We start from the raw sequence: 12,472 nt of genomic DNA, 5'->3' as shown, positions 1-12,472 counted from the left end.
TCATGAAATTAGCCATTGTTACGGCTTGCCCGAACGGCATGGTCACCAGTGTGCTGTGCGCGCGTTTGCTTGATGCGGCGGCGCAGCGTCAGGGCTGGAGCACCAGCGTTGAAGTGGTCGATGCGGCGCACCCGGAACGCGAGTTGTCGGCGGCGACCATTGCCGCGGCCGAGTGGGTTTTGCTCGTCGCCACCGGCGCGGTCGACATGACGCGTTTTGTCGGTAAACGGCTTTTCCAGATTGCCCCGGCGCAGGCGCTGCAGGATGTTGAAGCGGTGCTGCGTCGTGGTGCTGAAGAGGCTGAAGTTTACGTCGCCAGCGCGGCTGAACCGGTCGCTGATGCGCCGCGTGCGCCACGCATCGTCGCGATTACCGCGTGCCCGACCGGTGTCGCCCACACCTTCATGGCCGCCGAAGCCTTGCAGCAAACCGCCAAGCGTTTGGGCTATGAACTGCAGGTCGAAACCCAGGGCTCGGTGGGCGCGAAAACCCCGTTGAGCGCAGCGGCGATTGCCGAGGCAGACGTGGTATTGCTGGCGGCGGATATCGAAGTCGCCACCGAGCGTTTCGCCGGCAAGAAAATCTATCGTTGCGGCACCGGAATTGCCTTGAAACAGTCCGAAGCCACGTTGAAAAAAGCCTTGGCCGAAGGTGCAGTGGAAAGCGCTTCAAGTGACGGCAAGGCACCGGCCAAGCAAGAGAAGACCGGCGTCTATAAACACCTGCTGACCGGCGTGTCGTTCATGCTGCCGATGGTCGTGGCCGGCGGTTTGATGATCGCGCTGTCGTTCGTGTTCGGTATCACCGCGTTCAAGGAAGAAGGCACGCTGGCCGCTGCGCTGATGCAGATCGGCGGCGAAACTGCGTTCAAGTTGATGGTGCCGTTGCTGGCCGGTTACATCGCTTATTCGATCGCTGACCGTCCGGGCCTGGCGCCGGGGATGATTGGTGGCTTGCTCGCGAGTACGTTGGGCGCGGGGTTTATCGGCGGCATCATCGCAGGGTTTATTGCCGGCTACGCGGCGAAAGCGATCAGTCGATATGTCGCCTTGCCGCAAAGTCTTGAGGCGCTGAAACCGATTTTGATCATCCCGTTGTTCGCCAGCCTGTTTACCGGTCTGGTGATGATTTACGTGGTCGGCAAACCGGTTGCCGGCATGCTCGGGGCGCTCACGCATTTCCTCGACAGCATGGGCACCACCAACGCGATTCTGCTCGGTGTGCTGCTGGGCGGCATGATGTGCGTCGACCTCGGCGGGCCGATCAACAAAGCCGCGTATGCGTTCTCGGTGGGGCTGCTGGCATCGCAGAGTTATGCGCCGATGGCCGCGACCATGGCGGCGGGCATGGTGCCGCCGATTGGCTTGGGCATCGCCACGTTTATTGCGCGGCGCAAGTTTGCTCAAACTGAACGCGAGGCCGGCAAGGCTGCCTTCGTGCTGGGGCTGTGCTTTATCTCCGAAGGGGCGATTCCGTTTGCCGCGAAGGACCCGTTGCGGGTGATTCCGGCGAGCATTGCCGGTGGTGCGTTGACTGGCGCTTTGTCGATGTATTTCGGCTGCAAACTGATGGCGCCGCACGGTGGCTTGTTTGTGTTGGCGATTCCGAATGCGATCAATCATGCGTTGTTGTATTTGCTGGCGATTGTTGCCGGGAGTTTGTTGACCGCGATTGTGTACGCAACGGTCAAACGCCCGGAAGCCGCAGAGCTGGCGCTGGAACCGGCGAAGGCTTAACTGCCTCCACAAAGCCCCTGTGGGAGCGAGCTTGCTCGCGAAAGCGGTGTGTCAGCGAATAAGATTTCGACTGATAGGACGCATTCGCGAGCAAGCTCGCTCCCACATGGGTTGTGTGGTGTGTCCGGTGTCATTTCCGGGTCATGTGAGCGTGCTTAAGTTTTCCTTTTTTCAGGGAGAACACCATGAGCGATTTCAACCCCGGTCGCCGGCGTGTCATGCAAGTCGTCGGCGCCGGATTGCTGATGCCAGGCCTGGCGCCGGCGGTGATTGCTTCGGTCAAGGACCGCCCGCAACTGACCGATGGCGTGCAGTCCGGCGACCTGCAAGGCGACCGCGCGATGATCTGGAGCCGCAGCGATCGTCCCGCGCATATGGTGGTCGAGTGGGACACTCGCAGCCAGTTTCGTCACCCGCGCCGGGTGGTCTCGGCGCTCGCCGATGCCCGCAGCGACTTCACCGCCCGCGTTGAGCTCACCGGCCTGCCCGCCGATCAGGCAATTTTCTATCGCGTGTACTTCAAGGACGCCCGCACCGGCGTCGCCAGCGAACCGTGGCTCGGCCACCTGCGCAGCGCACCGACGGCACGGCGCAATATTCGTTTCGTCTGGAGCGGCGACACCGTCGGCCAGGGCTTCGGCATCAACCCGGACATCGGCGGCATGCGCATCTATGAAGCCATGCGTCTGCGCCTGCCGGACTTCTTTATCCACAGCGGCGACACCATCTACGCCGACGGCCCGGTGCCCGCGCAGCTCACCACCGAAAACGGTCGCATCTGGCGCAACCTTACCACCGAAGCCAAGAGCAAAGTCGCGCAGACCCTCGACGACTATCGCGGCAACTATCGCTACAACCTGATGGACGAAAACATCCGCCGCTTCAACGCCGAAGTGCCGCAGATCTGGCAGTGGGACGACCATGAAGTGGTCAACAACTGGTCGCCGGGCAAGCAACTCGACGAGCGTTATCAGGAGAAAGATATCCACACCCTGGTCGGCCGTGCACGCAAGGCCTGGCTGGAGTATTCGCCAATGCGTTTGCAGGCTGCCGACGGTGGCGGACGGATTTATCGCAAGCTCAGTTACGGGCCGATGCTCGATGTGTTCGTGCTCGACATGCGCAGTTATCGCGGCGCCAATGACGACAACCTTGGCGCGGCAAAACCGTTCCTGGGTCGCGAGCAACTGGACTGGCTCAAGCGCGGCTTGAAGAAATCCAAAGCCCAGTGGAAGGTCATTGCCGCCGACATGCCAATCGGCCTTGGCGTGCCGGATGGCGAGGTCAGTCCGGGTGTCCCGCGTTGGGAAGCGGTGGCTAACGGTGACCCGGGACCGGCTCAGGGGCGCGAGGTGGAAATCGCCGAATTGCTCGGCTATCTGCGTGCGCAGCAGGTGCGCAATTTTGTCTTCCTCACGGCAGATGTGCATTACTGCGCGGCGCATCACTATCACCCGGATCGCGCGGCGTTTCAGGATTTCGAACCGTTCTGGGAGTTTGTCGCCGGGCCGCTGAACGCCGGGAGCTTTGGGCCTAATCCGCTGGATAAGACCTTTGGTCCGGAGGTGGTGTTCGAGAAGGCGCCGCCGGTGCAGAACACTTCACCGTTTGCCGGGTTTCAGTTTTTTGGCGAGGTGAATATTGAAGGGGGGAGTGGGGAGATGAGTGTGGTGTTGCGGGATTTGAATGGGGTGGCGGTTTTTGAGCAGAGGTTGCAGCCGGTTTGAAGATCAAGAGCTAACCCTCACCCCAGCCCTCTCCCGGAGGGAGAGGGGGCCGACGGAGGAGTCTGAAGAGGTACGTCGACCTGAAACACCGTGTCGATTATGGATTCGGTAAAGCAGTCGCAGGTCGGCGTACATCTCAAGCATCCCCCAATCAGTCCCCTCTCCCTCCGGGAGAGGGTTAGGGTGAGGGGCTCTTTAATAGACGTCGCGGCGGTAACGACCCTGCTCAATCAACCGCTCCACTTCGGCTGCCCCGAGAATGTCGTTAAGCACCTGATCAACCCCCGAAGCCATCCCCTGCAAACTGCCACAAATGTAAATCACCGCCCCGTCCGCCAGCCACTTCTTCAACTCGTCAGCCGATTCACGCAAGCGATCCTGCACATAAACCTTCTCCGCCTGATCCCGCGAAAACGCCAGATCCAGCCGTTCCAGATCACCATTGATCAGCCACTCTTCCAGCTCGGCGCGGCAGAGGAAATCGTGTTCACGATTGCGCTCGCCAAACAGCAACCACTGGCGCTGTTGACCATCGGCAATCCGCGCCTTGAGCAAACTGCGCAGCCCGGCCAGACCGGTGCCGTTGCCCAGCAGAATCATCGGCACGGGTTCGTTCGGCAGATGGAAGCCACTGTTGCGTCGCACCCGCAAACTGATGCTGCCACCCACTGGCGCATGCTCGGTCAGCCAGCCGGAACCAATGCCGAGGCTGCCATCCGAATGCTGCTCCTGACGCACGATCAACTCCAGCACGCCGTCGGCTGCAATCGAGGCGATCGAGTATTCGCGCATGGCCAACGGCACCATTGCATCGACCAGTGATTGCGCATGCAAACCGACCAGATGTGCACAGTGTTCCGGCAACTGCCGCGACGCCAATGCGACTTCCAACGGCTCGTCGAGGCCGTTGATTTTCACCATGGTCTCGCCGCGAATGCCGAGGCCGTCGAGGAAATGCTCGATGGCCCACGGGCAGTTGCGCGGCAGCACTTCGACCAGATCACCGGCCAGCCAACTGCTGGTGTTCGGTGCGCTCAGGCCCAACAAGTAAATCGGCGCACCGCTGCTGTCCGGGTTCATCAGCTCGCGGCGTACCAGCGTCCAGTTGTCGTAGCTTGGCGCTTGCCAGGTGTCGACCGGTGCTTGGCCGGTGAGCAGGCCGAGTTGGGTTTGCCAGTGACGCAGGGCATACGGATCGCCGCTGTCGACTTCCACCGGGGCGAACAATGTCTTGCCGCCGTGCTCAGCCAACCACTGGTGCAGGCGTTTGGCGAAACCGCAGAAGTGCTGATATTGACGATCGCCGAGGCCGAGTATCGAGTAATTCAGACTGTCGAAGGTTGCCGCCTTGCTCAACACTTTGCGTTCGAATCCACGCGCACTGTCCGGCGCTTCGCCGTCGCCAAAGGTGCTGACGACAAACAGTGCGTTGCTGGAATCACGCAAATCCTGCTCGCTGACATTCGCCAGCGGCTGCACCTTCACCGGCAATCCGGCGGCCTGCAATTGCCCGGCGGTCTGCCACGCCAGTTGCTCGGCAAAACCGCTTTGGCTGGCGAAGCCGATCAGCCATGCCGACGCATCGCCGGCTGGTTGTTCGAGACCTTGGCGCGCATCCTTGATCTGCTTTTTCTTGCGCCGACGGTCGAGGTAAAGCAGCCATCCGGTAATGAAAAACAACGGCATGCACACCGCTGCGAGGGTGATGATGATCCGCCCGACCAAGCCGAAATAGCTGCCGACGTGCAGCGCATAAATGCTGGTCAGCAGTTGCGCCTTGAAGCTCTTGTCGGCGTAACGGTCGACACGTTTGACGATGCCGGTGGCCGGGTCGAGGGTAATCTGATTCAACGCGCGATCGTGCGGCGAGCTGTCGAGCAGATAGAACACGGTCGCCGGTTGGCCCGCGACGGCCGGCATACGGATGTTGTAGGCAGCCAGCCCCGGGCCGGCAGCGCTGTAGATGCTGCTCCACATCGCTGCGTAATCGACAGTCGGCGCCGGGCCTTCCGGTGCCGGGCCACGACCGCCGCGCACGCGTTCGTTTTGCGGGGCATCGGAGAGCAATTTGGTCAGGCCTTTGTTGTACCACTCGTACGACCACGACAACCCGGTCAGTGCCAGCAGCAGATACACCAACAAGCACCATGTACCGGCTACCGAATGCAGGTCCCAGTTGAAGGCGCGGCCCTTTTTCTTCCAGTCCAGCGTCAGCCACACGCGCCAGCTGTTCCACTGCCGTGGCCAGCGCAGATACAAACCAGAGAGGCAGAAAAACAGCAGGATCAATGTGCAGGCGCCGGTGATGTTGCGCCCGGTATCGCCCATGGCGAGGAAGCGGTGCAGTTGCAGCATCAGGCCGAAGAAATCCTGGCCGACCGCGTCGCCCATGAACTCGGCGGTGTACGGATCGAAGTAACGCATCTCGCCACGACGTTCGCCCTTGGGCGGGGTGAAGAACACTTTCGCGGCGTTGCCGCTGTCGGTCTCGACCCAAAGCATCGAGACTTTTTTGCCGGACGTGGCTTCGATGCGCTCGACCAGTTCCACGGGCGGCAGCACACCGGCCACCTGCTTTTCTACTTGCAGGACGGACGGATTCAGCGCCCGCAGGATCTCGTCCTGAAACGAATAGGCCGCGCCGGTGATGCCCATCAACGCCAGCACCAAGCCTGCGGTGATGCCAAAAAACCAGTGCAACTGGAACAGGGTTTTCTTCAACACGTCACTCGCCGTCCGTTCGGAAATTGTCTTCACGGCGCGCATTATGCCGTGGGTTATCGAGAAGCGTTCTTTATTACGCACAAAAGCCCCGTTCAATTGAATGAACGGGGCCGAGCCTGTTGATCACATCACCTGTGGGAGCGAGCTTGCTCGCGAATGCAATCTGTCAGTGACATGAAGGCTGACTGACCCACCGCTTTCGCGAGCAAGCTCGCTCCCACAGGTTTCACAGGTTCCACCTTTCTTAGAAGTGGAAGTTGGTGCTCAACAGCGCCGTACGGCCCGCCGCCTGGTTGGCGAAGTGGGTCGAGAAGGCTTTGTCGTAGTAGGTTTCGTTGGTCAGGTTCTGCACGTTGAGTTGCAGGTCGACGTTCTTGGTCAGCTTGTACGCGGCCATCGCGTCGTAACGAACATACGAATCAACCATGGTGGTGTTGGCCACGCTGCCGTACACGTCGTCGACGTAGAACGCACCGCCACCGATGGTCAGCTTCGGCGTGACCTGGTAAGTGGTCCACAGGCTGGCGCTGTTTTTCGGCGTGTTAGGCAGTTCGTTGCCATCGTTGGCCTTGCCCAGCGGGCCGCCGTCGACTTGTTCGCTGTCCATGAAGGCGTAACCGGCGAACACTTGCCACTTGTCGGTGATCTTGCCGCTGGCCGACAGCTCGACACCTTGCACGCGGGTCTTGCCGGCATTTTCGTACGAGGTGGTGTCGACTTGTACGCGAGCGTTTTCTTTCTCGGTACGGAAGATGTCAGCGGTCAGCGACAGGCGATCATTGAGCAGATCCCACTTGGTACCGATCTCGTAGTTCTTGGTGGTTTCCGGCTCCATGTCGCTGCTCAGCAGGTTGCCGCTGCGATCCGGGGTGCCGCCCAACGGGTTGCCTTCCTGACCTTCGCCCAAGGTGTTGCCCGGCGGCGTGGCCGAGGTGGCGTAGGAGGCGTAGATGCTGCCGTTTTCCGCCGGCTTGTAGACGACGCCGAACTGACCGGTGACGAACTCGCTGGTGTCATCACCCTTGGACGTGGTGGTGCCGGCAGCGTTGTAGGTCTTGTAGTCAGTGTCGAAGTGGTCGTAACGCAGCCCCATGTTCACCAGCCACTGCTCGTTCAGCTCCAGGGTGTCGAACACGTACAGCGCGTAAGTGTTGGCCTGGGTGTCGGTGCCGGCGTAGTTGCGCGAGATTGCGCCGTTCCACGGATCGTTCGGGTTCGGGTTCGACAGCGACGTGCAGTTGTAGCCACTCGAAGCGCCGATCATCGACGGTGTGCAGTTGCTGCTCGCCGGCACGTTGGTCGTGCGCGGCGTGGTGTCGGTGTTGACGTTGTACGAGGACTTCTGGCTTTCCTCACGGGTGTACTCGACACCGGTGGAGAAGCTGTTCTTGAAGCCAGCAACATAGAAGTTGCCGAACAGGTCAGTCTGGTTGGTGGTGGTCTCGGTGTTGCTCACCCGAGTATTGGCACGACGCCAGAGGCTGCCATTGTTGACGTTGCCCTTGCTGTCGTCCGGCTGGGTCAGGATGTAATCCTGCATGCTGGTGCCGTGGCGCAGGGTGTTCTTGATTGTCAGCGAGTCGCTCAGGTCATGCTCGATGGCGAAGGTCGCGGTGTCGGTGCGGCCTTTGCGGAAATCGCGATCGAGACCGTAGAAATTGCTGTGGTCACCGCCGGCGTACGGCTTGTCCGGATTGGACTTGGTGCGTGCAGCGGAGCCGCCAGCAGGAATGGTGTACGGCACGCCCGAATCCGGGGTGTCGTTGCTTTCGAGATGGTAGTAATCGAGGTTGACGCGGGTGTCGGTGCCCAGGCCAAACGCCAGAGATGGCGCGATGCCCCAGCGGTCGTAATCGACTTTGTCGCGACCGGCGACATTGCTCTCGTGGCTCATCAGGTTCAAACGGCCGGCAGCGGTGTCGCTGAACTGGTAGTTGCCGTCGAGGGTGTAGCGCTGGGTCTGGTCGGAGCCCCAGGTGAAACCACCGTCGAACGAGTTGCCCAAGTGCGCTTTCTTGCTCACTAGGTTGATGCTGCCGCCTGCCGCGCCGCGACCGCCGATGGCGGAGTTCGGGCCCTTGCTGACTTCAATGTTTTCCACAGCGAAAATTTCGCGGCTCTGTGAACCGGTGTCGCGCACGCCGTCGAGGTAGGTGTCGCCCTGGGCGTCGAAACCACGAATGAACGGACGATCGCCCTGTGGGTTGCCGCCTTCACCGGCGCCGAAGGTGATGCCCGGCACGGTGCGCAATGCGTCCTGCATGTTCAGGGCGCCGGTGTCTTTGAGCACTTGTTGCGGAATAACGGTGACCGAGCGCGGCGTGTCGACCAGCGGCGCGGTGTACTTGGGCGAGGAGGCTTTTTCGACCTGGTAGGACGTTGAGTCCTGCGCTTCGCCGGTGATGGCGGTGGCGTCCAGGGCGATGGCATTGCCGGTGGCTTTGCTGTCGGTTTTTTCCGCGGCGAACACCATCTGGCCAGCGGAGCCGGCGGTGATTGCCACACCGATTGCAGAGGCGAGCAGACGTGGTGAACTGACCGGTAATTGTGCGTGTTGACGTGCCATTTTTATTCCCCTCCCCAAGGATTTGAGGCCGCGGAATATAGGTTAAACAAGTATTCGTATCAATTGCGAAACATTGTTATTCGCACTGAATTTACATTCTTTACAATTTAACCTTACGGTTTTTGCCAGTTCGTTCGTCTCTCGGGTTTTACACAGCCAATAAGAATCAATACCATTGCCGCCTCTTTGCCATCAGGTGACATCGCCATGCTGCTGCACATCCCCGGACTGTTCGCAAAAGACGAAGTGCAGCGCATTCGTGAGGCGCTGGAGCACGCCGATTGGGCCGATGGCAAGATCACCGCCGGCTTTCAATCGGCCAAGGCAAAGCACAATCTGCAACTGCCCGAAGGCCATCCACTGGCCAAGGAAATCGGCGCAGCGATGCTTGAGCGGTTGTGGAAAAACCCGCTGTTCATGTCCGCCGCGCTGCCGCACAAAGTCTTCCCGCCGTTAGTGAACTGTTACACCGCCGGTGGCAGTTTCGATTTCCACATCGACAACGCCGTGCGCCAGCCCAAGGGCAGCATCGAACGGGTGCGCACCGATCTGTCTGCCACGCTGTTCTTCAGCGAGCCTGCGGATTACGACGGCGGCGAGCTGGAAATCCAGGACACCTACGGTACGCAACGGGTGAAGTTGCCGGCCGGCGACATGGTTTTGTACCCCGGGACCAGCCTGCACAAGGTCAACGCGGTTACGCGGGGTGCGCGTTATGCGTCGTTCTTCTGGACACAGAGTCTGGTGCGTGAAGACAGTCAGCGCGCGTTGCTGTTCGAGATGGACGGGGCGATTCAGCAACTGACTCATGACATGCCTGAGCACCCTTCGCTGATCCGCCTCACCGGCACGTATCACAACTTGCTGCGGCGCTGGGTCGAGGTATGAGTTTCCAATTGCGTCGCGAGGAAGTCCTCAGCGGCGAACAACTCAGCGTCATGCTCGGCGAAAGCCCGGCACGCGCGGCGCAGGCAATTTTGCTCGCGGCAGGTGAGGGCGAGGTTGAAGCGCAGGCCTTGCTTGGGCAGATCCTGCTCGACGGCCAGGGCATTGCGCAGGATCAAGCGCTGGCGCTGCGCTGGTTTGGCATCGCCGCCGGGCGTGGGCATCTGATGGCGCGCAATATGCTCGGGCGTTGTCATGAGCATGGTTGGGGCATTGCGGCGGATGCGTCGGTTGCTGCGCAGCACTATCGGATTGCTGCGGAGGCCGGACTGGATTGGGCGATGTACAACCTCGCCAATCTGCTGGCGACGGGACGCGGGGTGGCGGTGGATCACCTTCAGGCGTTGGCGCTGTATCGTTGCGCGGCTGAATTGGGTCATGCGAAATCGATGAATCTGTTGGGGCGGTATCTGGAAGAAGGCCAGGTGTGCCAGGCGGATCCGGTGGCGGCGCGTGAATGGTATCGGCGCTCGGCGGAGGGTGGGGATTTTCGCGGGCAGTTCAGTTTTGCTGCAGTTTTAGCGGATGAGGGGCGGATCGATCAGGCGGTCGATTGGCTTGAGAAAGCATTGGCCGGCGGCAATCTGAATTTTCTGCGGGTGGCGAGTCAGACGCTGCTAGGTGCGACAGATCCCAGGATTCAGGGGATGGCTGCTCAGTTCGCGCTTCGATATGCAGAATTGCAGCGCGTCTGAATTCGCAAAGCCCTCACCCTAACCCTCTCCCGGAGGGAGAGGGGACTGACCGGGGGATATTGAAGAGTTACGCCGACTTGAACGTGCTTTGCGGAATCCATAATCGACACGGTCTCTCCGGTCGGTGAATGACGCTTTACACCTCGGTCGGCTCCCTCTCCTTTGGGAGAGGGCTGGGGTGAGGGGCCTCGGTCTCAATTACCCCGGCAAAACTTCAAGCCGAACCCAAAAACACAAAAAAGCCCATGACACGTCATGGGCTTTTTGCATTACGGCTTCAGCACTTACACGTAAAACGACTTCAACGGCGGAAAGCCATTGAACTCAACCGCGCTGTAACTGGTGGTATACGCACCGGTCGACAGCCAATACAGACGATCACCAATGGCCAAGTTCAGCGGCAGACCGTACTTGTAGTTCTCGTACATGATGTCGGCGCTGTCGCAAGTCGGTCCAGCGATGACGACTTCTTCCATCTCGCCTTTCTTCTCGGTCCAGATCGGGAACTTGATCGCTTCGTCCATGGTTTCGATCAGGCCGGAGAACTTGCCCACATCGGTGTACACCCAGCGCTCGACCGCAGTACGCGATTTGCGCGCAACCAGCACCACTTCGCTGACCAGAATACCGGCGTTGGCGATCAGCGAACGGCCCGGCTCGAGAATGATTTCCGGCAGGTCATCACCGAAATCTTCTTTCAGGAAGCGGATGATTTCTTCAGCGTAGGTTTCCAGGCTGTTGGTGCGGGTGATGTAGTTGGCCGGGAAGCCACCGCCCATGTTGATCAGCTTGAGGTGAATGCCGTCTTCTTCTTTCAGGCGCTCGAAGATCACTTTGACCTTGGCGATCGCCGCGTCCCAGACGCTGATGTCGCGCTGCTGCGAACCGACGTGGAACGAGATGCCGTAAGGCACCAGACCGAGGTCGCGAGCGAGAATCAGCAGGTCCATGGCCATGTCGGTCTGGCAGCCGAATTTGCGCGACAGTGGCCAGTCAGCCGTGGTCGAGCCTTCGGTGAGGATGCGCACATAGACTTTCGAACCCGGGGCAGCCTTGGCGATGTTGCGCAGGTCGGCTTCGGAGTCGGTGGAGAACAGACGCACGCCCTTCTCGTAGAAGTAGCGGATGTCCTTGGATTTCTTGATGGTGTTGCCGTAGCTGATACGGTCGGCGCTGACGCCGCGATCCATCACTTTATCCAGCTCGTAGATCGAGGCGATGTCGAAGCTCGAACCTTTTTCTTTGAGCAGGTCGATGATCTCGACGGCCGGGTTTGCCTTGACCGCGTAGTAGACCTTGGCGAATTCGAAACCAGCGCGCAGGTCATCGTAGGCCTGGCTGATCATCGCGGTGTCGATCACCACGAACGGGGTTTCCTGTTTGTCGGCGAACGCCTTCATTTTGTCGAATGTAGCGCGCGCGAAATAGTCTTCGACCTGGATCGACATGCTGGGAGCTCCTATGGGCAAACAAGTAAAAACAATGGGTGCAAATGAACGTCCTCCGTATCCCCACTTTGGTTCGCCTACTTCCCAAGGCATGTCGCCGAAAGCAAAAAGGCCATGGGATGTGCAGCTTTCCCTTGGCCTTGCTGTCTCGTCGTCAGTACTTGAGCCGGATGGATCGTTTCCAGCATGGACGTTCGGCGCGAACTTTAGGGCGTGAGGGGCGTGAGATCAACTAAAAATGTCGCGTTTTTGCACGCTTCTGACGTGCGTCGCGTTCATTACTCTTTGTAGCCGACCGAGATGACGGGCAGATGTTCCCCGAGAATTTTCAAGTGTTAAAAATACCTGCACGTTCGTGGATTATGTCGGCTAAGTCTTGGGTAAGTGTGATGGGCGCAACATCGGCGACGTTGGCGGCGAGAGGAGGGGGTGAAGGGGATTTTGGCGGTTTCGCAAGCTGCTTGAGACAGGCTGGGCTGTTGTCAGGTGTTGAGATTCTTTTCCGCCCTGTGAATGAACAAAAAATCACCATGACCCTGTGGGAGCGAGCTTGCTCGCGAAGGCTTTTTCACAGTCGACATCGTTGTTGACTGATATTCCGCTTTCGCGAGCAAGCTCGCTCCCACAGGGT

General features: G+C 59.8%; 7 protein-coding genes. 4 read left to right on the top strand and 3 right to left on the bottom strand.

The window, feature by feature from the left end; genetic code table 11:
- The first annotated feature begins 2 nt into the window (after positions 1-2).
- Both HUW52_RS27225 and HUW52_RS27220 read left to right on the top strand, forming a co-directional pair.
- On the top strand, positions 3-1,736 hold the full coding sequence (locus tag HUW52_RS27225) for a PTS fructose-like transporter subunit IIB (protein WP_175555353.1): 1,734 nt from the start codon (positions 3-5) through the stop codon (positions 1,734-1,736).
- A gap of 185 nt (positions 1,737-1,921) precedes the next feature.
- A complete protein-coding gene (locus HUW52_RS27220) occupies positions 1,922-3,463 on the top strand; it encodes an alkaline phosphatase (protein WP_016986481.1) in 1,542 nt (513 codons plus the stop codon).
- Between the two features lie 195 nt (positions 3,464-3,658).
- On the opposite strand, the gene HUW52_RS27215 is transcribed toward HUW52_RS27220, so the two are convergent.
- Positions 3,659-6,187, bottom strand: coding sequence for a sulfite reductase flavoprotein subunit alpha (locus HUW52_RS27215; protein WP_175555738.1), 2,529 nt, complete (start codon positions 6,185-6,187; stop codon positions 3,659-3,661).
- A gap of 244 nt (positions 6,188-6,431) precedes the next feature.
- Positions 6,432-8,753, bottom strand: coding sequence for a TonB-dependent siderophore receptor (locus HUW52_RS27210; RefSeq protein WP_175555352.1), 2,322 nt, complete (start codon positions 8,751-8,753; stop codon positions 6,432-6,434).
- 207 nt (positions 8,754-8,960) lie between these two features.
- Between HUW52_RS27210 and HUW52_RS27205 the strand changes: the two genes are divergently transcribed.
- Positions 8,961-9,641 (top strand): Fe2+-dependent dioxygenase, encoded by a 681-nt coding sequence (locus HUW52_RS27205; RefSeq protein WP_016986478.1) that lies wholly within the window; start codon positions 8,961-8,963, stop codon positions 9,639-9,641.
- Entirely contained in the window at positions 9,638-10,393 is a 756-nt protein-coding gene (locus HUW52_RS27200) for a tetratricopeptide repeat protein (protein ID WP_175555351.1), read from the top strand. Before HUW52_RS27205 ends, HUW52_RS27200 begins: the two co-directional genes overlap by 4 nt.
- Before the next feature lie 284 nt (positions 10,394-10,677).
- On the opposite strand, the gene HUW52_RS27195 is transcribed toward HUW52_RS27200, so the two are convergent.
- Complete coding sequence (locus HUW52_RS27195) at positions 10,678-11,841, bottom strand: type III PLP-dependent enzyme (protein WP_016986476.1); 1,164 nt, start codon at positions 11,839-11,841, stop codon at positions 10,678-10,680.
- Positions 11,842-12,472: the final 631 nt, after the last annotated feature.

Source organism: Pseudomonas sp. 43A (assembly GCF_013363935.1).
GTDB lineage: Bacteria > Pseudomonadota > Gammaproteobacteria > Pseudomonadales > Pseudomonadaceae > Aquipseudomonas > Aquipseudomonas crudilactis.
This window is presented reverse-complemented; position numbering and strand designations above follow the sequence as displayed.